Source organism: Kitasatospora sp. NPDC040550 (genome assembly GCF_055594965.1).
The window spans coordinates 329,855-351,207 of sequence record NZ_JBVIWC010000001.1 but is presented as its reverse complement, the minus strand read 5'-3'; the positions used below and the strand labels follow the sequence as shown (position 1 = coordinate 351,207).

Annotated in this window: 21 protein-coding genes; 11 read left to right on the top strand and 10 right to left on the bottom strand. The window is 74.9% G+C overall.

Annotated features, from left to right (window positions below; translation table 11 throughout):
* The first annotated feature begins 36 nt into the window (after window positions 1-36).
* Both ACZ58X_RS01615 and ACZ58X_RS01610 read left to right on the top strand, forming a co-directional pair.
* A complete protein-coding gene (locus ACZ58X_RS01615; protein WP_470331640.1) occupies window positions 37-1,167 on the top strand; it encodes a hypothetical protein in 1,131 nt (376 codons plus the stop codon).
* Window positions 1,168-1,262: 95 nt separating this feature from the next.
* A complete protein-coding gene (locus tag ACZ58X_RS01610; protein WP_470331639.1) occupies window positions 1,263-2,033 on the top strand; it encodes a bestrophin-like domain in 771 nt (256 codons plus the stop codon).
* 75 nt (window positions 2,034-2,108) lie between these two features.
* On the opposite strand, the gene ACZ58X_RS01605 is transcribed toward ACZ58X_RS01610, so the two are convergent.
* Window positions 2,109-4,496 (bottom strand): glycosyl hydrolase family 18 protein, encoded by a 2,388-nt coding sequence (locus tag ACZ58X_RS01605; protein WP_470331638.1) that lies wholly within the window; start codon window positions 4,494-4,496, stop codon window positions 2,109-2,111.
* 250 nt (window positions 4,497-4,746) lie between these two features.
* On the opposite strand from ACZ58X_RS01605, the gene ACZ58X_RS01600 reads away from it, so the two are divergent.
* The 3 genes from ACZ58X_RS01600 (at window position 4,747) to ACZ58X_RS01590 (ending at window position 6,798) form a co-directional block, all read left to right on the top strand.
* On the top strand, window positions 4,747-5,382 hold the full coding sequence (locus tag ACZ58X_RS01600) for a class I SAM-dependent methyltransferase (RefSeq protein WP_470331637.1): 636 nt from the start codon (window positions 4,747-4,749) through the stop codon (window positions 5,380-5,382).
* The gene (locus ACZ58X_RS01595; RefSeq protein WP_470331636.1) at window positions 5,379-6,032 is read left to right on the top strand and encodes a hypothetical protein; all 654 of its coding nucleotides are present in this window, start codon (window positions 5,379-5,381) and stop codon (window positions 6,030-6,032) included. Before ACZ58X_RS01600 ends, ACZ58X_RS01595 begins: the two co-directional genes overlap by 4 nt.
* 178 nt (window positions 6,033-6,210) lie before the next feature.
* Window positions 6,211-6,798: a TerD family protein gene (locus ACZ58X_RS01590; protein ID WP_470331635.1), complete on the top strand. Its 588-nt coding sequence runs from the start codon at window positions 6,211-6,213 to the stop codon at window positions 6,796-6,798.
* A 22-nt stretch (window positions 6,799-6,820) separates the two neighbouring features.
* Here the strand turns inward: ACZ58X_RS01590 and ACZ58X_RS01585 are convergent, their stop codons facing one another.
* Window positions 6,821-8,482 carry an ABC transporter permease gene (locus ACZ58X_RS01585; protein ID WP_470331634.1) on the bottom strand — a complete coding sequence of 554 codons (1,662 nt, stop codon included), beginning with the start codon at window positions 8,480-8,482 and terminating at the stop codon, window positions 6,821-6,823.
* Window positions 8,479-9,405 carry an ABC transporter ATP-binding protein gene (locus ACZ58X_RS01580; RefSeq protein ID WP_470331633.1) on the bottom strand — a complete coding sequence of 309 codons (927 nt, stop codon included), beginning with the start codon at window positions 9,403-9,405 and terminating at the stop codon, window positions 8,479-8,481. The genes ACZ58X_RS01585 and ACZ58X_RS01580 overlap by 4 nt, the downstream gene beginning before the upstream one ends.
* A 95-nt stretch (window positions 9,406-9,500) precedes the next feature.
* On the opposite strand from ACZ58X_RS01580, the gene ACZ58X_RS01575 reads away from it, so the two are divergent.
* The gene (locus ACZ58X_RS01575; RefSeq protein ID WP_470331632.1) at window positions 9,501-10,070 is read left to right on the top strand and encodes a GbsR/MarR family transcriptional regulator; all 570 of its coding nucleotides are present in this window, start codon (window positions 9,501-9,503) and stop codon (window positions 10,068-10,070) included.
* A gap of 133 nt (window positions 10,071-10,203) precedes the next feature.
* Here the strand turns inward: ACZ58X_RS01575 and ACZ58X_RS01570 are convergent, their stop codons facing one another.
* Window positions 10,204-11,724: a lytic transglycosylase domain-containing protein gene (locus ACZ58X_RS01570; protein WP_470331631.1), complete on the bottom strand. Its 1,521-nt coding sequence runs from the start codon at window positions 11,722-11,724 to the stop codon at window positions 10,204-10,206.
* Window positions 11,725-12,219: 495 nt separating this feature from the next.
* On the opposite strand from ACZ58X_RS01570, the gene ACZ58X_RS01565 reads away from it, so the two are divergent.
* Both ACZ58X_RS01565 and ACZ58X_RS01560 read left to right on the top strand, forming a co-directional pair.
* Window positions 12,220-12,606: a hypothetical protein gene (locus ACZ58X_RS01565; RefSeq protein ID WP_470331630.1), complete on the top strand. Its 387-nt coding sequence runs from the start codon at window positions 12,220-12,222 to the stop codon at window positions 12,604-12,606.
* Between the two features lie 18 nt (window positions 12,607-12,624).
* Window positions 12,625-12,957, top strand: a complete 333-nt coding sequence (locus tag ACZ58X_RS01560) for a hypothetical protein (RefSeq protein ID WP_470331629.1) — start codon at window positions 12,625-12,627, stop codon at window positions 12,955-12,957.
* A 54-nt stretch (window positions 12,958-13,011) separates the two neighbouring features.
* Here ACZ58X_RS01560 and ACZ58X_RS01555 read toward each other — a convergent pair whose 3' ends face one another.
* From ACZ58X_RS01555 to ACZ58X_RS01545, 3 genes are all read right to left on the bottom strand, one after another.
* Complete coding sequence (locus tag ACZ58X_RS01555) at window positions 13,012-14,550, bottom strand: alpha/beta hydrolase (RefSeq protein WP_470331628.1); 1,539 nt, start codon at window positions 14,548-14,550, stop codon at window positions 13,012-13,014.
* A gap of 186 nt (window positions 14,551-14,736) precedes the next feature.
* Window positions 14,737-15,375, bottom strand: coding sequence for an NAD(P)-dependent oxidoreductase (locus ACZ58X_RS01550; protein ID WP_470331627.1), 639 nt, complete (start codon window positions 15,373-15,375; stop codon window positions 14,737-14,739).
* 135 nt (window positions 15,376-15,510) lie between these two features.
* The gene (locus ACZ58X_RS01545) at window positions 15,511-16,434 is read right to left on the bottom strand and encodes an EamA family transporter (protein ID WP_470331626.1); all 924 of its coding nucleotides are present in this window, start codon (window positions 16,432-16,434) and stop codon (window positions 15,511-15,513) included.
* 111 nt (window positions 16,435-16,545) lie between these two features.
* Between ACZ58X_RS01545 and ACZ58X_RS01540 the strand changes: the two genes are divergently transcribed.
* Both ACZ58X_RS01540 and ACZ58X_RS01535 read left to right on the top strand, forming a co-directional pair.
* Entirely contained in the window at window positions 16,546-17,046 is a 501-nt protein-coding gene (locus tag ACZ58X_RS01540) for a MarR family winged helix-turn-helix transcriptional regulator (RefSeq protein WP_470331625.1), read from the top strand.
* An 88-nt stretch (window positions 17,047-17,134) separates the two neighbouring features.
* The gene (locus tag ACZ58X_RS01535) at window positions 17,135-17,434 is read left to right on the top strand and encodes a hypothetical protein (RefSeq protein WP_470331624.1); all 300 of its coding nucleotides are present in this window, start codon (window positions 17,135-17,137) and stop codon (window positions 17,432-17,434) included.
* Here ACZ58X_RS01535 and ACZ58X_RS01530 read toward each other — a convergent pair.
* Window positions 17,412-17,996 (bottom strand): hypothetical protein, encoded by a 585-nt coding sequence (locus ACZ58X_RS01530; RefSeq protein WP_470331623.1) that lies wholly within the window; start codon window positions 17,994-17,996, stop codon window positions 17,412-17,414. The genes ACZ58X_RS01535 and ACZ58X_RS01530 overlap by 23 nt on opposite strands.
* Before the next feature lie 71 nt (window positions 17,997-18,067).
* Window positions 18,068-18,904, bottom strand: a complete 837-nt coding sequence (locus ACZ58X_RS01525; protein WP_470331622.1) for an L-histidine N(alpha)-methyltransferase — start codon at window positions 18,902-18,904, stop codon at window positions 18,068-18,070.
* Between ACZ58X_RS01525 and pdxR the strand changes: the two genes are divergently transcribed.
* Window positions 18,903-20,471, top strand: a complete 1,569-nt coding sequence (gene pdxR / locus ACZ58X_RS01520) for a MocR-like pyridoxine biosynthesis transcription factor PdxR (protein ID WP_470331621.1) — start codon at window positions 18,903-18,905, stop codon at window positions 20,469-20,471. The two genes, ACZ58X_RS01525 and pdxR, sit on opposite strands and share 2 nt — an antisense overlap.
* Window positions 20,472-20,907: 436 nt before the next feature.
* Here pdxR and ACZ58X_RS01515 read toward each other — a convergent pair whose 3' ends face one another.
* On the bottom strand, window positions 20,908-21,300 hold the full coding sequence (locus ACZ58X_RS01515; protein ID WP_470331620.1) for a hypothetical protein: 393 nt from the start codon (window positions 21,298-21,300) through the stop codon (window positions 20,908-20,910).
* Window positions 21,301-21,353 lie beyond the last annotated feature (53 nt).

Sequence of the window (21,353 nt, the reverse complement as noted above, 5' to 3'; positions counted from 1 at the left end):
GTCCTCCCCGGACGACCCGAGAGGTGTGTGGAGCCCATGCCGCAGCGCCGGCAGTACCGACGGATACCGCGGCACGGCGCCGGGGGCGCGGCCCCCGGTCGACGGGCGCGGCTGATCGGCGCGGCGGTCGGCGTGGTGGCGATGTGCGCGCTGGTCGGCGGGGCCAGCGCCTCGGGAGCCGAACGGCCCGGCGGGCACCCGAACGGCGCGGCCGTCGACACCTGCGTGTGCACCGGGACGGACGTGTCCACCACGGTGGGCCCCGGCGGCAGCGTGGACGTCGGAGTGGACGTGGACGTCCAGGTCGGCGTCACCGTCGCCCCCGATGTCGGCCGGCACCACGGACCCCGGCCACCGCACGACCACCACCACTGCCACCGGCCGCTGACGGCCGGAACGCTGCCCGGGGTGCCCTCGCCCTCCGGCACGGCCGGACTCCGGCCCGAGCCGGGGCGACCGGCCGACGGCCACGGGGCCGGTGGCGACGGGGCCGGTGACGACTGGTCCGGCGACGACGGGCAGGGGGAGCACGGGGGCGGCTGGTGGCACTGGGGCCACGGGGGGCACCACCACCATCACCACCATCCGCACCCGTGCCCGAGCCCCACGCCGAGCCCGACGCCGACCCCTACGCGCACGCCGACCCCGACGCCGACCCCGACCCCGACGCCCACGCGCACCCCCAGCCCGACGCCGACGGCCACCCCGAGCCCCACCCCCAGGCCGTCCCCGACCGCGGTGCCGTCGCCCCCGGCCCCCACCCCGCCGGCGTCGCCCCCGGCCCCGCCCCCGGCGCCCGCGCCGCCGCCCGCCCCCGCACCGGCGCCACCGCCCCCGGCGGTCCTCGGCGTGCCCGCGGCTCCGGCCCCCGCGGCCCCCGCCCCGCAGCCGCCACCGCCCGCGGTGCTGCCGGTTCCGGTGGACCCCGCCCCGACGGACCCGGCCGTGGTGGCGCCCAGCCCCGTGCTGCCGAGCCCGGTCTGGCCCGCGCCGTCGGCGGATCCGTCCTTCAAGGTGGTGCGGGCCGCCAAGTCGTCGCCCGTCGCACCGCCGCACCACGGCGCCTCGACCACCACCACGATGCTGCTGATCACCGTCCCCGCGGTGCTCGCGGCGGCCTCGCTGCGTCCGGGTCGCGGCCGTGGCCGTGGTCGCTCCGGGTCCTGACGGCCTCCCGTTCCGACCTTCCCCCGGTTCCTCCTGCCGATTGGGCCCGGGGTTCACCTTTCACGTCACGAGCCAAGCCAGAGAAGGGAGTTCCCATGTCCGAGTGGGTGGCGCTGATCATCGCCTTGGCGGCGGCCTGTGCCGTTGTGTCGGCGGTGGTGGTGCTGCGGCGCCGCGACGCCGGTGTCGTCGAGAACGCCGACGAGACGCCGGACGTCATCGAGTACATCACGATGATGATCGGCGTGGTCTACGCGATCGTCCTCGGCCTCGCCATCGCGGGGGTCTGGGAGGCGCGCGGCGCCGCCCAGGACGACCTGTTCCGTGAGGCGCAGTCGCTGCGGGAGGTCAGCGACCGGGCGGTGGTCTACCCGGTCGAGTTCCGCGACCAGGTCCGGGCCGATGTCGACGCCTACGTCACCTATGTGGTGAACGTCGAGTGGGACTACATGGGCAAGAACGGCGAGATCACCGACAAGGGCACCCAGTTGCTGGACAAGATCCAGAACGAGGTGGTCTCCCGGGCGCCGGCCTCGGAACTGGAGGCCCAGGCCTACCAGCCGATCACCGACCGGATCAGCCAGGCCTCCGACTCCCGCAACCAGCGCGGCCAGAACGCCGGGCCGACGATGCCGGGCGTGGTGTGGTTCGGGCTGATCGGCGGGGCGGTGGTGACCGTCGGCATGCTGTTCGCGCTGCAGATCCAGCGCACCTCGCGGGAGTTGATCCTGGCGGGCTGTTTCAGCGTACTGATCGCCTTCCTGCTGTTCATGATCTGGGACTTCGACGATCCGTTCGCCCGGAGTGTGTCGGTCACCACCCAGCCCTTCACGGACCTCTTCCCCTCGCTCAACCTCAAGAGCTGAGCCGAAGCGACGCCGTGGCCGACGCCGGTGGCCCCGAACGGGGGCCACCGGCGTCGGCGTCCAGCTGAGTGGACGTCAGCGCAGGCTGCTGTCCATCGAGTTGAGCATGGTTCCGGAGGCGTCGTCGTTCTCCAGGGAGAAGGCGAACAGGCCGCCCAGGCCCTTGCCCTTGGCGTAGGCGCCGCGGGCCTGGACGGCCTGCGGGGTGTCACCGGTCCAGAAGTTGGTGCCGTCGTAGACCCAGCTGCTCTCCGTCACCGGGTCCCAATGGGTCTGCGCGGCGGTCGGGTTGAGCTCCTTCCAGGCGGCCAGACCGGCCTCCTGGCTGAGCGGCTTGGCAGCCGTCGGGCCGGTCGCGCCCTGGTAGAGGCCGTAGTTCGAGCCGGCCGGGACGCCGGTCCAGCCGCGCCAGTAGAACGGGATGCCGAGCACGATCTTGTTCGCCGGGAAGCCGCCGGGGATGCCGTACTCGGGCAGGCCGGTGGTGTACGCGGTGAGCGTGGTGTCCACGTTGTACTTGCGGGTGCCGGGGGTGATCGGCGTGGTCGGGTCCGCCGGGCTGTCGTGCAGCGGATCCTGGTGGTTGGTCGGGCCCTTGGCGTCCCAGGAGCCGTGCATGTCGTAGGACATCACGTCGGCGTAGTCCAGGTAGGCGCCGATCTTGTCGGTCTCCAGCTGGGCGATCTTGTCCTGGCCGCTGGGCAGCGCGGCGCTCAGCAGGTAGCGCTTGCCCTGGGCGGCGCCGAGGGCGTCCAGCTGGGTGCGGAACTCCTTGAGCAGCAGGGTGTAGTTCTGCTTGTCGGCGGGGGAGTAGTGGTTGCCCGCGTGGCCGCCCGCCGAGCCCGGGTACTCCCAGTCGATGTCGATGCCGTCGAAGATGCCGGCCGCCGAGGCCGCGCCGCCGGAGGCGTCCCCGGCGACCCCGGTCGGCAGGTTCCCCTTGAGGAACATGTCGACGCAGGAGGAGACGAAGGCCTTCCGGGAGGCGTCGGTGGCGGCAGCGTCCGAGAAGTACTTGGAGTACGTCCAGCCGCCGATCGAGATGGTGAAGCGCAGGTTCGGGTACTTGGCCTTGAGCTGGCGCAGCTGGTTGAAGTTGCCCTTGAGCGGCTGGTCCCAGCCGTCGGTGCTGCCGTCCACGCTGGTGGCGGAGGTGTAGCCGTCCTGGTAGTCGGCGTAGGCGTCGCCCGCGCCGTCACCGGCGTTGGGGTCGGAGTCGTTGGCCGAGTCGGAGGCCTTCACCGCCTGGAAGCAGGTGAACTTCGAGGGGTCGATGTTGGCGAAGGCGTAGTGGATGACGTCCAGCTTGTTCGCGGCGCCGCTGGTGTCGACATTCTTCGGGTAGTAGGCGTTCTCGTAGATGCCCCACTGGTCGAAGTAGGCTGCGCGGACCGGCTGTTGGGCGGGGGCGGCGGCGGTCGTGGTGCTCACCGGGGCGGACTGGGCGGAGGCGTGGCCGCCCGAGTAGCCCTGGACGCTGAACGTGTAGCCCTGCCCTGCCCGCAGCGAGCTGACGGCGACCGAGGTGCCCATCGAGGTGGCGACCAACTGGCCGTTGGACCACACCTTGTAGGCGACCGGGCCGTCGCCGCCGTTCAGGGTGGACGGCTGCCAGTTGAGCACCACGGCACCCGAGGTGACCTTGCTGACCGTGACTCCGGTCGGGGTGGTGACCTTGCCGTCCCCGGCCGGGCCGCTCGCGGTGGCGGTCGCTGTCGGGCTCCCGCTGGGGGTGCCGCTCGGGCTCCCGGTGGGCGATCCGCTGGGGCTCCCGGTCGGGGAGCCCGTCGCGGTCGGACTGCCGCTGGGCGAACCGGTGGCCGTGGGACTGCCCGAGGCGGTCGGGCTGGTGGACGCCGTGGGACTGCCGGTGGCCGTCGGGCTGGTGGAGGAGGTCGGCCCGCCCGGCCCGGTCAGGGTGAGGTCGTCCGCGTAGTACGTGCCGGTGCCGTACCAGCCGTGGGTGAAGACCGTGACGGAGGTCGTGGTGGCGCCGGTGGTGAAGGTGCTGCTGAGCTGGCTCCAGCCCGTCCCGCCGGGCGTCCAGCTGGATGCGTTGACGCCGGTGCCGGTGGCGCCCAGGTACACGTAACTGCCCTGGACCCAGCCGGCCAGGGTGTAGCTGGTGTTCGGCTGGACGGAGACGGTCTGCTGGCACTGCGCGGTGTCGGAGCCGGAGGCGGCGCCGCTGAGCGCGTAACTCCCGCCGTGCACCGGGGTGGTGACCACCGAGCCGTTGGAGCAGCTCCAGCCGGACAGGGTGCCGGTCTCGAAGCCGCCGTTGGCCAGCAGGTTGACCGGCGAGGCGGCGGCGGAGCCGAGGGTGAGGGCGAGGGCGGCGCCGCTGGTGGTCAGCGTGGCGGCCAGGGCCAGTGCGGTGGCCCGTCTGTGCCGGGCGGCCCGACGAGCGGCTCGCCCCTGGGCGGGCAGGTCGGGCCGTGCGGGCAGGACGCGGTCGTGCATGCGGGGTGTCCTCCGGATGTGTGGGGGTTCCGGCGGTGCGTGGCCCGGACGGGCCGTGGGGAGCCGGCCCGGGCGCGGTGGGGGCGACCGGGCGGGGTGACACGTGCTTGACGGGTGCTCGACTGAACAGATTGGACTGGACCAATATTCGCCGTCAAGGGTGTCCACCCGCTGGACCGACCCGGGCCGCTGACACTGGCCGACCGGTAGGTTGACCGGGACGGAACAGGCCCACCGAACGGAGGAGCGCATGGACAGTCAGGGCTGGGACGACCGCTACGCCGCGACCGAACTGGTCTGGGGCGCCGCCCCCAACCGGTGGGTGGTGCGCGAACTGACCGGCCGCACCCCCGGCCACGCCCTCGACCTGGCCACCGGCGAGGGCCGCAACGCCATCTGGCTCGCCGCCCAGGGCTGGGAGGTCACCGGCCTCGACTTCTCCGCCGTCGCCCTCGAACGCGCCGAACGGCTCACCGCCGAACTGCCCGACGAGGTCGCCGACCGCCTCACCTGGCGCCACGGCGACGCCCGCACCCACGAGGCCCCCACCGTCGGCTACGACCTCGTCCTGGTCGCCTATCTCCAACTGCCCGCCGCCGACCGCCGCGCCGCACTGCACCGCGCCGCCGAAGCACTCGCCCCCGGTGGCACCCTGCTGGTGATCGGACACGACCTGAGCAACCTCACCGAGGGCGTCGGCGGCCCGCAGGACCCGGCCGTGCTCCTCACCCCGGAGGACGTCCTCGCCGACCTCGCCCCCTACGGCCTGCACACCGTGCGGGCCGAACGCGTCCGGCGCGAGGTCGACACCGAACCCGGCCACCGGGGCGGTGCGACGGGCGTCGCGATCGACGCCCTGGTGCGACTGGAACGGGGCGCCGCATGACCGCCCGCCCCGCCCGCCGGCTGCTCCTCACCGGCCTGGCCGCCGCCCCCCTGGTGCTCGCCGGCTGCTCCTCCGGCAAGCAGGGCAAGGCCGACAAGAACGGCCCGGTGGCCAGGGCCAGTGACCCGGGCGGCGACGCCTTCGTGATGATCATCCGGCACGGCGAGAAGCCCGACGGCAACCAGCCCGGCCTGGACGAGAACGGCAAGCACGACGGCAAGTCCCTCACCCAGCGCGGCTGGGACCGGGCCAAGGCGCTGCCTGCCCTGTTCACCCCGCCCGCGACCGGCCTGCGCACCCCCGCCCGGATCTACGCGGCAACCGACCAGGGCCCGCTGGCCGGAGCCCACCGGATGCGGCAGACCGTCACCCCGCTGGCCGGCACGCTCGGGCTGACCGTCGACACCACCTACGCCGAGTCCCAGGAGTCCCAGCTGGCCGGCGCCGCCCTCGCCGGAACGCAGCCGGTGCTGATCTGCTGGGAGCACTCCCGGATCCCGCGGATCGTCGAGGCACTCGGTGCGGCCGGCAGCGGGGCGCCGGGCACCTGGCCGGACCGGTTCGACCTGGTCTGGGTGTTCTCCCGGCCGGCCGGCGGGGCCTGGACCTTCCAGGAGGTGCGCCAGCACCTGCTGGAGGGCGACGCCTGACCCTCCCGGTCGCCCCCGGTCCGGTCCGGTCCGGTTCGGTCCGGCCCCGCCGCCCGGGGGTGGAGTCCGCTGCCCGCCGCCTGGGTAGGGGACCTGGACGGACGCCGTCCGATGATCAGAGTTTCTCTGTGTGCGATAGGTTCGCGGCACCGACGGCGGCAGGAACGAGGAGGGCACGATGGCCGTTTCGCTGGCCAAGGGGCAGAAGATCAGCCTGGAGAAGCCGGGCGGTGGGCAGTTGAGCGTGGTCCGGATGGGCCTCGGCTGGCGGGCGGTGCAGCGCAAGGGCTTCCTGGCCAAACTGCTCTCCGCCGGGCAGGAGATCGACCTGGACGCCTCGGCCGTGCTCTTCGCCCACGGCAAGCCGCTGGACGTGGTCTTCTTCCAGCACCTCACCAGCAACGACGGCTCGGTCCGGCACAGCGGGGACAACCTGGTCGGCGGCTCCGGCGACGCGACCGACGACGAGTCGATCACCGTGGACCTGACCAAGGTGTCCGCCGAGGTCGACCAGATCCTCTTCACGGTGAACTCCTTCACCGGGCAGACCTTCCAGGAGGTCGAGGCCGCCTTCTGCCGCCTGGTGGACGAGACCACCGGCGTCGAGCTGGCCCGCTACACCCTCACCGGCGGCGGCCCCTACACCGCCCAGATCATGGCCAAGGTGCAGCGCACGCCGGGCGGTTGGCAGATGGCCGCGATCGGCCGGCCCGCCGGCGGGCGCACCTTCCAGGACCTCATGCCGGAGCTGGTCAAGCACCTGTGACCCGACCCCGGGCTCCGGCGCCTCAGTCGAGGTCGCGGCGCCGGAACCCGGCCAGGGCCAGCGCGATCAGCGCGGCCGCGACCAGGGTCAGCACGGCCGGCGGCGCCCAGTCCATCCGGGCCGCCGGAAGCCGGGGCACCTGACCGAACGGGGACAACCGGTCCAGCCCCCGGGGCAGTTGCAGCAACGGACCCAGGTACCCGATCACGAACGCGTACGCCGGGACGGCCCAGGCCGACGCCGTCGCCCGGGGCAGCCAACCGTGCACGGCGGCCGCGAACCCCACCGTTACCCACAGTGCGGGCACGAAGGCCAGCGCCGCACCCAGCAGCCGCGGGAACACGGCCCCGTCGCCGGTCGACAATGCCCCGGCCAGACCGAAACCCGTACCCGCCGCCAGCATCACCACGACGGAGCCCAGCAGCGCCGCCGCCAGGTGCCCGCCCAGCCAGCCGGACCGCGACACCCCGGCGGCCAGCACGGGCACCGCCCGCCCGGCGCTCTCCTCGGCGCGCGCACGCTGCGCCGCCAGTACCGCGTAGACGCCGCCGACCACCGCGACCACCAGCATCGTCAGGGCCGCGAAGGAGTCGGCCGGCGAGTGGCCGCCCAGCCGGGCCAGCGCCTCCTTGATCCGGTCGACGTCCCGGAGCATCGAGTCGGCCGCGCCGAGCAGCGAGCCGTACATCGCGCCGAGCAGCAGCAGGGCCGCCGCGAAGCCGCCGATCAGCCCGCGGTGCAGCCGCAGCGCCAGGCCGAACGGGGTGCCCAGGAAGGCGCTGCCGGTGGCCGGGCCCGGGCGGGCCGCCCGCAGCCCGGCGCCGAAGTCGCGCCGGGTGCTCAGCGCGAACCCCGCCGCGGCCGTGCCGGCGGTCAGGGCCAGCGCGGGCAGCAGCGGCCACCAGCGGTCCTCGACGAAGGGGTAGCTGTGCTGGAGCCAGCCGATCGGGGAAGCCCAGGAGAGGCCGGCCCGGCCGGCGTCCCCGGCGGCGCGCAGCGCGTAGGCGGTGCCGAGCACGGCGAGGGCCGACCCGGAGGCCGTCCGGGCGTGCGCGGAGACCTGCGCGGTGACGGCGGCGACAGCCCCGAACAGCAGCCCGCCGACGGCCGTGGCGGCGCCGTAGAGCAGCGCGCCGCCGGCGTCCAGCCCGGGGATGCCGAGGGCGGGCAGGCCCAGGGCGAGCAGCAGGCCGAGGGCGAGGTCGGCGACCGCGGCGGCGGCCAGCGCGGCCGCGAGCGGGGCGTGCCGTCCGACGGCGGCCGAGCGGACCAGCTCGGCGCGGCCGCCCTCCTCCTCGGCCCGGGTGTGCCGGACGACGGTCAGCACGTTCAGCAGACCGGCCAGCACGACCAGCAGGCCGAGCAGCCGGTGGCCGAGCATCGCGCCCCAGGTGTAGTCGGCCAGGTACCGGGCCGGGCCGGTCATGGCGAGCACGGCCGGACTGGCCGAGCCGTGCGCGATCGAGGCCCGGTCGGCGGCGGTCGGGTAGACGGAGCGGACGCTGTCGGCGGTGGCCAGGGTGAGCAGCCCGAGGCCGAGCACCCAGGCCGTCAGCCGCACCCGGTCGCGGCGCAGGGCGAAGCGCAGCAGGGTGGCGGTGCCGGCCAGGGTGGCGGGGCGGCCGGGGCGGCCGGGGCGGTCCGGGGCGGCGCGCCGGGCGGTGGGGGCGGTGGTGGCGGTCATCGGACGGCCTCGGGGTCGGGGTGGTGCCCGTTGGCGGCCAGCTCGTCGCCGTAGTGGCGCAGCATGAGCTCCTCCAGGGTGGGCGGGTGGCTGACCAGGCTGCGCAGTCCGGCCTCGCTCAGCATCCGCACCGCGGCGTCGAGCCGGGCCCCGTCCACGGCGAAGCGGACGCGGCGCCCGTCGGTGCGCAGGGCGTGCACCCCGGCCAGCGCGTCCAGTCCGGTGACGGGCCGGTCGGTCTCCGCCTCCACGGTGGTGCGGGTGAGGTGGCGCAGCTCGGCGAGGGTGCCGCTCTGCACCGTCCGGCCCCGGCGGATGATGCTGACCCGGTCGCCCAGCTTCTCCACCTCGTCCAGGACGTGGCTGGAGAGCAGGACGGTGCGGCCCTGGCCCTTGGCCTGCCGGACGACGTCCTGGAAGACCACCTCCATCAGCGGGTCCAGGCCGGAGGTCGGCTCGTCGAGCAGCAGGAGCTCGGCGTCGGAGGCCAGGGCGGCGACGATGGCGACCTTCTGCCGGTTGCCCTTGGAGTAGCTGCGGCCCTTCTTGGTCGGGTCGAGGTCGAAGCGTTCGATCAGTTCGTCCCGGCGCCGGCGGTCGGGCCGGCCGCGCAGTCGGCAGAGCAGGTCGATCGCCTCGCCGCCGGTGAGGTTGGGCCACAGCTCGACGTCCCCGGGGACGTAGGCGAGGCGGCGGTGCAGCTCCACGGCGTCGCGCCACGGGTCCAGGCCGAGCAGCCGGGCACTGCCGCCGTCGGCGCGCAGCAGGCCGAGCAGGACGCGGATGGTGGTGGACTTCCCGGCACCGTTGGGGCCGAGGAAGCCGTGGACCTCGCCGGTCTCGACGGTGAGGTCGAGGCCGTCCAGCGCGGTGGTCCGGCCGAAGTTCTTGCGCAGGCCGGACAGGATGATGGCCTTGGTCATGCTTTCGAAGCTACCGTAGTTTCAGAAAAACGTGAATATTGGGAAGACGTTAAAGTTCGGTCAGTGGACGGATGATCTCCGGGAAGGGGAGAGCGGTGGAACGGGAGCCGGAGCGGGGCGCCGAGCGGAGTGCGGAGCAGGGCGTGGAGCGGGGCGCGCGGCAGGGGGCGGAGCGGGCGCCGGGCAGGTGGCACGAGTACCAGGCCGTGGCGGACTTCGTGGAGCGGTTCGCGGCCGAGCTGGTGGTCGCCGGCATGGGCCGGATGCCCGCGCGGATCTTCTCCTGCCTGATGGCCGAGGAGAGCGGCGTGCTGACCTCCGCCGAGCTTTCCGAGCGGCTGCAGATCAGCCCGGCGGCCGTCTCCGGCGGGATGCGCTACCTGATCCAGATCGGCCTGGTCGCCAAGGAGCGCGAGCCCGGCTCCCGCCGCGACCGCTACCGGGTGCTCAACGACGTCTGGTTCGAGTCGCTGACCCGGCGCGACGAACTGCTGCTGCGCTGGATCAGGGTGTTGAAGGAGGGGGAGCTGACCGTCGGCAGGGGCACGGTGGCGGGGGAGCGGCTCGCGGAGAGCGCGGCCTTCTTCGAGTTCATGATCGACGAGCTGCACGGGATGCTCGGCCGCTGGCGCGTGCACCGGGCGGCGCGGCACCTGGAGCTTTGAGGCCGTGTCCGACGCGCCCCGGCGTCGCTGACGGCGTTCCGGATGCGCGGACGGCGTTCCGGATGCGCCGACGGCGGCAGTCCGGCCGGTCGGGCCGTGCTGCCGCCGTCGGCGGTCCGGTGCGTGCGCGGTGCTACTTCTTCGCGCCCGCCGAGGGGGAGGGCGAGAGCGAGGCGCTCGGCGTGCCGCTCGGCGCGGCGGAGGCGCTGGGGGTCGCGGTGGCGCTCGGGCTGCCGCTGGGCGTGGGCGTCGGGCAGTTCGGGGCGGTGGTCGGGGTGGCCGACGGAGTCCCGGTGGGGGTGGCCGTCGCGCCGGCGGTGGGCGAGGGCGAACCGCTCGGCGTGGCGGTTCCGGTGGGCGTCGCGGTCGCGGTCGGGCTCGGGCAGGACGTCGGCGTGCCGGTCGGGGTGCCGGACGGCGTGCCGCTGGGCGTGGCCGTCGGGGACGCGCTGCCGGACGGCGTGGTGGGCGGAGCCGTCGTCGGCGTGCCGCTCGGGGTGGCCGTCGCGCCGGCGGTGGGCGAGGGCGAACCGCTCGGCGTCGGCGTGCCGGTGGGCTGCGCGGACGGCGTCGGAGTCGGCGTCACCGGAGGCGGCGTCGGCTGACCGCCCGGCGTCGGGCCGTTGCCGCCGCCGGTGACGCCGCCGTTGCCGCCGGTCGGGGTGGTGCCCGGGGTGCCGGTGCTGCCGGACGGCCGGAGGAAGGGCGAGGGCGTGGAGCCGGGCACGGTCGGGACGCCCGGGCGGTCCGCGACCGTGGTCACCTGGCCGCTGCCGAAGTGCGCCATCCAGTTGCGGACGGTGCGCAGGTACTCGGTGGAGTTGTTGTAGCTGAGGACCGCCCGGTCCAGCTGGGACGGGTCGGAGAGGTCCCGGCCGCCCGCGCACAGGTAGCGCCCGGCGGCCTCGGCCGCGTCGAAGATGTTGTTCGGGTCGGCCGTGCCCTTGCCGGTGGTGTCCACGCCCCAGGAGGCCCAGGTGGAGGGGATGAACTGCATCGGGCCGACCGCGCGGTCCCAACGGGAGTCGCCGTCGTAGCGGCCGCCGTCGGTGTCGGGTATCGCGGCGAAGCCGTTGCCGTCCAGCACCGGGCCGAGGATCGGGGTGAGCGTGGTGCCGGCGGCGTCCACCTTGCCGCCGTTCGCCTGGCCGGACTCGACCTGACCGATCGCCGCCAGCAGCTGCCAGGGCAGGTGGCAGCCCGGCGAACGCTGCGCCAGTGAGGCCTCGGCCTTCTGATAGGCGGCGAAGACGGTGGCGGGCAGCGAGGGCCCGTTGGCGGTGAAGGGGCCGGCCGCGGGCAGGCCGGGCTGGGTGCCGGGGGGCTGCGGCAGCTGGACGGCACTGCCGCCGTCGGCCGCAGTGCCGGGGACCCCGGCGGCCGGGCCGCCGAAGGGGGTGGCGGAGCCGCCCGAGGACTGCGCGGCGGCGTCCTGCGCCTGACCGGCGTCGGCGGCGGCGGCCGGGGCGAGCCCGAGGCCCGACACCTGAGAGCCGGTCAGCGCGGCCAGCGCGGCGAAGGCCGCCGCCGTGCCGGTGACCCGCTTGCCGATCCGTACCTTCCGCCCGCCCATGGCACTGCCGATCCTCGCCGCCATCTGCTGCCCCTCCCCGTCGCCGTCCGGACCCTCCCGGAACGGTTGAGCTTTCGTCATCGTGCCCACCCGCCGATCCGCGGGCGCCCGCCGCCGCAACGATTAGTATCACGACGATCTGACAGGGACAGGATGGACGGGAGGCGGCCGCGAACCCGACGGCGGGTGAACGCGGCGCCCCGGCCGAGGGCCGGCCGTCCGACCGCTGTGGCGCGGCGGCCGCTCCCCGCGCCATCTCCGGTTCCGGTAACGGGAGTTGACCGCAGAGCCAACGCCGGGCGGCCGGGCGCCCCGGCGGTCGGACGGGCGGTTCGAAGCGCGGGGGTGGTGCGTGGGCGTCGTTTCGGGCTCCCCGGCGGCGCCCGTCGCCGACCCCCCTGACCTGGCCCGATGCCCACCACCGCGCGCGGTCCCCACTAGCAGGGTGGACGGTCCGGCGCCAGGGGGCGTCCCCAACTCGGCCCTGGACGGATGACGTTCAGGTGAAAGTGGGCATGCCAGGAATCCCGGTCCGGCATGCTGTGCCGCGTGACCATGTGGATGGAGGCCGAAACCGTGAGCGCGAACCTGCCGGAGACCGTCGCCGAGGGGGCGGTGATCCTGCCGGCACCCCCTCGGGTGGTGGACGACCTGGCCCGTGACCTGACCCAGGCCGCCGCCGCCGTCCGGGCGGTGTCACGGAACGGCCGTGCCACCGGCGGGGACGTCGCGGTCGCCGCCTACACCGCCGTGGTGTGCACCGGGCGTTCGGCCGCGCGCGCCCTGGAGGAGGCCGCCGCCTGGTGCCGGCAGGCCCCGGAGGCCGAGGTGCACTCGCTCGCCTGGGCGCGGGTGCCCGGGCACCGGCACGACGTCTTCGAGTACCGCGTCACCATGGCCGTCAGCTTCCCCGACGACGAGACCGGGGAGCACCTCGGGGACACCCACCACTCCCGCCGGTGAGGCCGTATCATCACCTGCATGGGTGATCGGGGTACGAACGAGACGGTCGGCGCGGCGGTGGACGACGCGGCCACCGGGGCTGCGGCAGAGGCGACTTCGGATGCCGGCGAGCACGGTGACGACGGCCCGCGCGAACTGTCGCGGGTCGCCGCCGTCGGTGCCACCGTGCTGGCGATCGTCTGCGGCTGTGCGGCGATGCTGGCCGCGCTCCACTGGTTGGGCTGGACCGTCCCGGGCATCGGCTGGATCGTCGCCAAGGCCGGGATCAAGCTGTCCGTGGGCGGTTTCCTCGTCCTGGCCGTGGCCGCCGACCACCTGCGCGGCAAGCTCCGGCCGAAGGCCCGCTCCTGACCGGCCCGCTCCTGTCCGGCCCGGCCGGGCCGGACGGCCACCGTGCCCCGGGGCTCAACCGGCCTTCGGCGCCGGGCAGGTGAGGTCGTGCTCGGGCGCCCGGCCGTCCAGCAGGTAGCGCTCGACGATGGCCGTGACGCAGGGGTCGGAGCCCGGGTACTGGCCGTGGTTGCCGTTGCTGGTGACCGTCACCAGCTCGGAGCCGCGCAGGGCCCGGTGCGCGCCGAGCGCTGCCTCGTAGTACGTCGCCGGGTCGTGCAGCGAGTTGAGCATCAGCACCAGCGGCAGGTGGGCGCCGGTGACCTTCACCTCGGGCGCCGGGGCGGTCGGCCAGAGCGCGCAGACCGAGCTGAACGCGAGCGTGCGGGCACCGATCAGCGGGTAACGCGCGGTGTTCTCCGCGCCGCGCTCGATCCAGGTGTCCAGGTCCTTGGTCCACGGGGTGTCGCCGCACGTCACCGAGAAGTACTCGGCGAGGAACTCCGGGCTGAGGTACTGGCCGAACAGCCGGCGGGCGGTCTCCTTGGCGGCCGGATCGGCCTGCTGCCAGTCGTCCAGCGCGGTCAGTCCGCTCGCCAGGAGCGGGAAGGCCTGCTCGCTGTAGATCGCGTTGATCGTGCCGTTGTCCAGCTGGTTGGGGCCGAGCGTCAACGACCCGTCGGTGATCGGCCGGTCGTGCAGGGCGGCGCGCCGCTGCTCCCAGTGCGCCCCGACCTCCGCCGGGGTCGAGCCCCAGTGGTAGGTGGCGTCCCGGGCGGCCATCCAGGGCAGGAAGTCCTCCTCGAAGCGGCGCTGGAAGCTCATCGGCTGGCCCAGTTCGTACTGCTCCCAGGTGCCGTCGAAGCCGATGTTGCTGTCCAGCACCATCCGCTCGACCCGGTGCGGGAAGAGCGTTCCGTAGTAGGCGCCGATCATGGTGGCGTAGGAGGCGCCGTAGTAGCTGATCTTCTTCTCGCCGAGCAGCGAGCGGTAGAGGTCCATGTCGCGGGCGGTCTGCTCGGTGGTCAGGTAGGGCAGCAGGTCGCCGCTGTTCTTCTCGCAACCCTCGACCAGCTTGCGGGAGTTGGCGATGACCCGGTCGGTCGCCTCCGGGGACCGGTCGCGGTAGTCCCCGGCCAGGAACTCCTGGAACTCCTCCGGGGTCTGGCACGCGACGCGGGTGCTGCGGCCGACGCCGCGCTGGTCGAAGCTGACGATGTCGTACGCGGCCGCCACCGCGGGGGCGCCCTGGGCGAGGTCCATCGGCCGCAGCAGGCCCTGCCCGCCCGGGCCGCCGGCCGTCTCCATCAGTGCGCCCTTGCGGTGGGCCGGGTCGGTGGCGCGGTGCCGGGAGACGGCGATGCTCAGGTCGGCGCCGACGCCGGGGTGGTGCCAGTCGCGCGGGACGGCCATGGTGGCGCACTCCAGGGCCGGTTGCCCCGCGCAGGGCTGCCAGTCGAGCGTCTGCCGGGCGTAGCGGGCGGGGGCGCGGGCGGCGTCCCCCGGGTTGCGGCCGGAGTCGGCGTTCGCGGTGGCGGGCAGGGCGAGGCCGGCGAGGAGGGCGGCGGCGAGGGCGGCGGCCGCGCGGCGGCCGTGGGACGCGGTGGTGTTCACGGGAACGATCATGTCCCGCCGGGCGGCTGACGCACGATGAGGCAGGAGACCGTCTTCGGGGTGGTGCTGGATACACCCCTGGGGCGGGGGTATCCAGCACCACGGGCCCCGGTTGGGCGGCGTCTCGGCGGCCGGGTCGGCGGCCGGGTCGGCGGGCAGTTCCGGCCGGCGGTCCCGGCCGGCGGTTCAGTAGGCGGCGGTGAACCGGGCGCGCCGGTGCACGGGCTGCTCGGCCTCGTCCAGCAGCGCGACGGCGAGGTCCTCCATGGAGATCGCCGAGTTGCCGTCGGCGTCGACCAGCAGCTCGTCCCGGCCGAGCCGGAACCGGCCGGTGCGCACCCCGGGTTCGAGCAGGGCCGCCGGGCTCAGGTACGTCCAGTCGACCTCTCCGTCCGCGCGGTAGAGGTCCAGCTGCTCGCCGCAGGCCAGGGCGATCGGCCGGATCTCCGCCGGGAAGCCGGGCGACTCCACCAGGATCGTGCCGTCGGTGCCGGGCACGGTCAGGCTGCCGGCCCCGCCGACGGCGAGCAGGCGCACGCCGGTTCCGGCCAGGCCGGCCAGCAGGCCCCGGGTGGTGGCGGCCAGTTCGTGCTCGCGGCCGGGTGCCGGGCGGGTGGCGGTGACCACCAGGTCCTGGCCGGCGGCGATCCGGGCGACGTCGGCGGGCTCGCCGGCGTCGCCGACGGCGAGCGTGACGGTGGCCGGCAGGCCGTGCGGCTTGGCGGGGTTGCGGACGACGGCCGTCACCTCGTGGCCGCGGGTGAGCGCCTCGGCCACGACCCGCCGGCCGACGTTGCCGGTGGCGCCGAACACGGTGATGCGCATGAAGGTTTCTCCTCGGTTCCTCTGAACGGGACTGCGATGGGGCACGGGTGGTGCCTGGTACGGGGTGCGGAGCACGCGCTGCGGGGTACGTGCTCCGCGGTGTGGGGCGCGCGGTGTGGGGCGCGTGTCGCGGGGTCAGGCGTTCTCGCGCACCGGGTCCGGCCGGGACTCCGGCCCGGGGCCGGCGGACGTCGGGGCGGCCCGGCGGGGCCGCTGGGTCTGGGCGACGATCAGCGAGCCGAGTACGACCAGCGCCCCGAGCGCCTGCAGCGGGCTCAGGTCCTGTCCGAGCACCAGCCAGCCGGCCAGGGTGGCGACCACCGGGCTGAGCAGGGAGAGGAAGGACAGCGAGGTCGGCGGCAGCGAGCGCAGCCCGCGGAACCAGACGGCGTAGGTGAGGGCCGCGCCGATCAGGCACAGGTAGGCGTAGCCGAGCAGGTTGTCGGCGGTGTAGTGGGTGGGTGGGGCGCCCTCGCTCAGCAGGGTGACCGGCACCAACAGCAGGCCGCCGGCCGTGAGTTGCCAGCCGGTGGTGGCGAGCAGCGGCGCGGGGGAGACCCAGCGCTTGGAGAGCACGACGCCGAAGGCCATCACCACCGCACCGCCGAGCGCGGCGGCCACCCCGGCCGCGTCCAGCCGGGCGCCGGCGCGCAGTACCAGCAGGCTGACGCCCGCCACGCCGGCGATGCCGGAGAGCACGGTGCGCAGGGTGAGCCGGTCGCCGAGCAGGGCGGCCGAGAGCCCGGCGGTGACCAGGGGCTGGACGGCGCCGACGGTGGCGGCGATCCCGCCCGGGAGGCGGTAGGCGGCGATGAACAGCAGGGCCTGGAAGGCGCCGATGTTGAGGGCGCCGAGGACGAGTGCGCGCCACCACCAGCCGCCCTTCGGCAGGGTGCGGGTGAGGGCGATCAGTAGCAGTCCGGCGGGCAGGCAGCGGATGACGGCGGCGAGGAGCGGGCGGTGGGGCGGCAGCAGTTCGGTGGTGACGAGGTAGGTCGTCCCCCAGACCGCGGGGGCGAGGGCCGTCGTCAGCAGGACGGCGAGGCGATTGCTTAGCACTAAGCCAATGTATCTCAGTGCTAAGGCATTCTTCGGTGGATCCCGCCGGTGATGTGGCTCACAGTTACCTCATCGCTAAGGAATCCGGTGGGCATCGCTTACCCTGAACCTGTGGCAGATCATCTCGACCGCGTCGTCGCGCAGTGGGGCGCCGAGCGCCCCGACCTGGACGTCTCCCCGATGGAGGTGTTCGGCCGGCTCAAGCGCCTCTACCGCCTGGTCGACGCCGAACTCAACCGCACCTTCGCCGAACACGGCCTGGACGCGCCCTCCTTCGACGTCCTCGCCACCCTCAAACGCAGCGGCCCGCCCTACCGCCTCACCCCCACCGGCCTGATGCAGTCCGCCATGGTCACCTCCGGCGCCATCACCCAGCGCCTCGACCGTCTGGAAGCCCGCGGCCTGGTCACCCGCACCCGCAGCGACCAGGACCGCCGCAGCCGGGACGTCGAACTCACCCCCGAGGGCCACGCCCTGATCGACCGCGCCCTCCCCGACCACATCGCCAACGAGCACCGCATGCTGGCCGGGCTCGACGAGGCCCGCAGGACCGCGCTCGTCGACGCCATGCGCGCGCTGCTCGCCGACCTCGGGGACGACCCGGCCGGCTGACCGGCCCGGCTGACCGGCGGGTTGGCCGGCGGTTCGACCGGCCGTTAATCGATTGCCGGGGCGGGCCGCCCCGCCTTGGATGGCGGCCATGGACCACCCCCTCTGGACCGCGCTCCCCGCCGACGTGCGCCGCGCGGTCGACGAACACCTCGCCGTGCGGCGCCACGTCCACGCGATGAAGGCGATCCGCGACGCCTCGCCGCAGCCCGTGCCCGGCATCCGCGAGTGCGTCGACCTGATCGCCGACCGGATGACGGAACTCGGCCTGCTGCCGAACGGGCCGACCCCGGCACCGGGCCCTCCGGCGGGTGCTCCGACGGACCTTCCGGCCGCGGACCTTCCGCCGGACCCTTCGGCGGCGGGCGCTACGAGTCGAACCACACCGTGAGCCGCACGTTGTCCGGCCCGTGCAGGTCCGCCAGGGTGCGCATCACCGCGAACACCGGCGCCCACGGCCCGTCCGGCGGTACGGCGTCGCGCCGGGTCAGCCGCTCGATGCGGTGGAGCCGGTCGCCCACCCACCACTCGTCCCCCTCGACCCGGCCGACGTGGTCGACGGAGTACTTCGCCTCCCGGACCAAGGCCCCGTCCGGCCCCGGGCCGTACACGTGGACCCGTTCGTCCGCCCGCTCGGCCGGTTCGTCCCAGTCCACCGCCGCCAGCTCCGCCCAGCTGATCCAGGTCGGGTCGTGGAAGCCGGCCTCGGACGCCCCGAAGGCCGCCCGCGTCTCCTCGGACAGTTCCTCGGGCAGGCCCCGGTCCGGGGCGAGCGGCCGGAAGCCCGCGAGGTTGCGGACCCCGAAGAGGCAGCCGAACTCGTCGTAGTTCCGGCCGCAGTACAGCGCGTAGAGGTCCATCGCCATGCTCCACGCGGCGTCCTCGTCGTCCTCGTCCACAGGTGCGCCGTGTGTGCAGCGGTACTCGATGAAGCCGTGGATGTCCGTTCCCATTCCCCGGATCCTCGCAGTGCGCCGGGCCCGGGTGCGAGGCGTTTTCCCGACGTGCGGCGGTGGTCGGGGGTCTACTCCGGCTTGACCGCGACCGCCTTGAAGAAGGTGTAGTGGAAGGTCCCGCCCGGTTCGGCGGCCCGGCGCAGGTCGGCGATGCCGAGGTCGAAGGCCTCCGGGGTGGTCAGGCCGGCGGCCAGGGCCTCCGTCCGGGCGGCCTCGACCATCGGGACGAAGGTCCGCCGGGTGAAGCCCTCCACCAGGGCCGGGCGGCCGTCGTCGGCGTAGACCGTCCGCGGGCGGACCGTTACGTCCGTGAACCCGGCCGCCGTCAGCAGCGGGTGCAGCCGGCGCCCCACCAGGGCGTCGCCGCCCGCCCCGGCCTGGAGCCGGACCAGGTGGTCGACGGTGCGGCGGGCCGCCGGGGTCTCCGGGTGGAAGAAGGCCGAGCCGTGGTCGCCCTCGATCACCGTGATCGTCCCGCCCGGCCGCAGCACCCGCCGCAGCGCGGCCAGCCCGGCCGTCGGGTCGGGCAGGTGCTCCAGCACGAAGCACAGGAAGACGTGGTCGAACGCGCGGTCCGGGAAGGGCAGTCGGTGCAGGTCGCCGTGGTGCCAGGTGACCTGGGCCTGCGGCGCCGTGGTGGCGATCCGGGCCCGGGCCCGGGCCAGCGACTGGGCCGAGACGTCCGCCGCCGTGAGCAGCACGCCCGGGCTGGCGGCGAGCAGGTGCGCCGTCTGCGCACCCACCCCGCAGCCCGCCTCCAGCACCCGGCTGCCCGCCGGGTAGGCGGTGCCCGAGTGCAGCAACTCGGCGAGGGTGTCGGCCTGGTCGCCGAGGCGCTGCGCCTCGGTGTCGGAGTAGCCGTGGACGTACGGGGTGGCGGGGAGCGGGGTCGTTTCGGTGGTCATGGCTCAACCCTCGCGTCAGTATGGACCGGTGAACAGGTCCAAAGCCGCCGTGAACGGCCGGTCCAAAGAGGCCGGACCGGCCGGGGAGACCGGTGTCGACTTCCTCCAGCTCGATGCCGCCGAGGCCCCGCCCGGCGGCCTCACCGACTGGCTGGCCCGCCGGTTGCGCGAGGCCGTCGCCGACGGGCGGCTGCCCGCCGGTACCCGACTGCCCGCCAGCCGGGTGCTCGCGGCGGAACTCGGGGTCTCCCGGGGCGTGGTGACCGACGCCTACCGGCGGCTCGCCGAGGCGGGGCAGCTCGCCGGACGGGGCCGGGGCGGTACGGTCGTGGTCGCCCTCGCGCCCGCCGCGGCTCCCGCGGTTCCGCCGGCCCGCCCGGCACCCGCGCTGTTCCGGGACGACCCCGACCCCGAGGTGTTCGACCACCTGCGCGCCACCCCCGCCCGGATCGACCTCACCCCCGGCGTGCCCGACCTCGCCGCCTTCCCCCGCGCCGCCTGGCTGCGGGCCGAACGGGCCGTCCTCGACGGCCTCGCCGCAGCCGACCTCGGCTACGGGGACGTCCGCGGCACCCCCGCCCTGCGGCAGGCCGTCGCCCACTGGCTCGCCCGCAACCGGGGCATCCGCGTCGACCCCGAGGAGGTGCTGGTGGTCGCCGGGACGGCCCAGGCGCTCGCACTGCTCGGCCGGGCCCTCGGCCGGGCCGGCATCACCGAGGTCGCCGTGGAGGATCCGGGCTCGCTCGGCGCCCGCCAGCACCTCGCCCACTGGCTCGCCGCCACCCCGCCCGTCCCGGTCGACGCCGAGGGCATCCGGGTCGACGCGCTGCGCGCCACCGGCGCCCCCGCCGTGCTGCTCACCCCGGCCCACCAGTACCCGACCGGCGTCGTCCTCGGCGGCGACCGGCGCCGCGAACTCCTGCGCTGGGCGGACGAGGGCGGTCTGGTCATCGAGGACGACTACGACGCCGAGCACCGCTACGACCGCCCGCCCGTCCCCGCCCTGCGGGCCGAACTGCCCGGCCGCGTCTGCTATGCGGGCAGCACCTCCAAACTGCTCGCCCCGGCGCTGCGCACCGGCTGGCTGCTGGTGCCGCCGCCGCTGCGCGCGGCCGTGCTCGACGCCAAGCGCTTCGCCGACCTCGGCAACCCGGTGCTGCCCCAACTGGTGCTCGCCCGGCTGATGGAGTCCGGCGAACTGGAGCGCCACCTGCGGCTGTTGCGCCGCCGCCACCGCCGCCGCCGGGACGCGATGATCACCGCCATCCGCACCCACCTCCCCGCCGCGACCGTGCACGGCGCGGCCGCCGGGCTGCACCTGATGCTCACCCTTCCTGAGCAACTGGGATGCAGTGACGTGGAGTTGGCCACCGGCGCGCTCGCCCGCGGCGTCAAGGTCCAGCCCCTGTCCTGGCACGCCCGCCTGCCCTACCCACCCGGCCTGGTCCTCGGCTACGCGGCCGGCCCACCGGGTGACCTCGCCGAAGGCATCGCCGTCCTGGGGGAGTTGGTCCGCCGGGCCGGAACCGGCGGCGGCACTCCAGGTGCCCGCCCGGCTCCCGCATGAGCGAATCAACCACCACGGGCGTGACAGAATCCACGGCTCCGGACCGAGCCGACATCCTGGCCAGGACGGCACGGAACCCGGTCGCGCACGCCTGTCACCTGCACCGCCCCACCGCGCGCAGGACCGTCGCCGACGCGGCGGACCCGACGGTCGCCGACAGCGGCCTCGCCGACCACACCCTCGACATCGTCGCCCCGGCCCACTTCCGCCCGGACACCGCCGACGCGCGCATCGCCACGTGCGCATCGCCGACCGAGCGGCCAGGCGACGGCCCGCGACCACGGCCACCGGGTCGCCGTCCTCCAGGCCTCGGCGGAAGGCCGCGCGGTCTACCGCCGCCCGGGCTTCCACGACTGCGGCCAGTTCGTCGAGCACGCTGCCTGAGGCCCCCCGCACGCGGCCGGGGGCCATCGGAGGCTTCGCGCCCCCGGGAGGTTCAGCCGCTCACCCGCCACCAGGGGTCGGCCTCGGCGCGGTCCACCTCGGCCTCGTACCGAGCGGCCTCGAAGCTGTACTCCGGCGGGCGGCCCGCGTCGGTCGGCAGTTCCCAGGCCGACCAGACCACGACGTCGCCGATCCGCTGCACGACGGCGGACAGGTACCCGCAGCAGCCGCCGGTGCAGTCCGGCTCGCCCAGCCTCACCCGGCGGGGCCAGGCGCTCGCCCGCAGCGGGCTCGGTCGGCTCCCGGGGAAGAGGACCGGGAGCCGCAGGCCGCGGCCCCAGGGGCCGATCGACCCGGCGACGAGGTCCTCCGCGTTGACCAGGAACCGCGCCTGGTCGCCGAGGCCGTCCTGCCGCGCCGACAGGATCTCCAGGTGATCGAACATGCGAGCACCCTAAGGGCTGGCCCGCAGTGATCGACACGTCCTGGACGGTCGCG

Coding starts and splice junctions, on each gene's coding strand:
- ACZ58X_RS01615 (WP_470331640.1), top strand. CDS start 37: ATGCCGCAGCGCCGGCAGTACCGACGGATACCGCGGCACGGCGCCGGG.
- ACZ58X_RS01610 (WP_470331639.1), top strand. CDS start 1,263: ATGTCCGAGTGGGTGGCGCTGATCATCGCCTTGGCGGCGGCCTGTGCC.
- ACZ58X_RS01605 (WP_470331638.1), bottom strand. CDS start 4,496: ATGCACGACCGCGTCCTGCCCGCACGGCCCGACCTGCCCGCCCAGGGG.
- ACZ58X_RS01600 (WP_470331637.1), top strand. CDS start 4,747: ATGGACAGTCAGGGCTGGGACGACCGCTACGCCGCGACCGAACTGGTC.
- ACZ58X_RS01595 (WP_470331636.1), top strand. CDS start 5,379: ATGACCGCCCGCCCCGCCCGCCGGCTGCTCCTCACCGGCCTGGCCGCC.
- ACZ58X_RS01590 (WP_470331635.1), top strand. CDS start 6,211: ATGGCCGTTTCGCTGGCCAAGGGGCAGAAGATCAGCCTGGAGAAGCCG.
- ACZ58X_RS01585 (WP_470331634.1), bottom strand. CDS start 8,482: ATGACCGCCACCACCGCCCCCACCGCCCGGCGCGCCGCCCCGGACCGC.
- ACZ58X_RS01580 (WP_470331633.1), bottom strand. CDS start 9,405: ATGACCAAGGCCATCATCCTGTCCGGCCTGCGCAAGAACTTCGGCCGG.
- ACZ58X_RS01570 (WP_470331631.1), bottom strand. CDS start 11,724: ATGACGAAAGCTCAACCGTTCCGGGAGGGTCCGGACGGCGACGGGGAG.
- ACZ58X_RS01560 (WP_470331629.1), top strand. CDS start 12,625: ATGGGTGATCGGGGTACGAACGAGACGGTCGGCGCGGCGGTGGACGAC.
- ACZ58X_RS01550 (WP_470331627.1), bottom strand. CDS start 15,375: ATGCGCATCACCGTGTTCGGCGCCACCGGCAACGTCGGCCGGCGGGTC.
- ACZ58X_RS01535 (WP_470331624.1), top strand. CDS start 17,135: ATGGACCACCCCCTCTGGACCGCGCTCCCCGCCGACGTGCGCCGCGCG.
- ACZ58X_RS01530 (WP_470331623.1), bottom strand. CDS start 17,996: ATGGGAACGGACATCCACGGCTTCATCGAGTACCGCTGCACACACGGC.
- pdxR (WP_470331621.1), top strand. CDS start 18,903: ATGGCTCAACCCTCGCGTCAGTATGGACCGGTGAACAGGTCCAAAGCC.
- ACZ58X_RS01525 (WP_470331622.1), bottom strand. CDS start 18,904: ATGACCACCGAAACGACCCCGCTCCCCGCCACCCCGTACGTCCACGGC.
- ACZ58X_RS01515 (WP_470331620.1), bottom strand. CDS start 21,300: ATGTTCGATCACCTGGAGATCCTGTCGGCGCGGCAGGACGGCCTCGGC.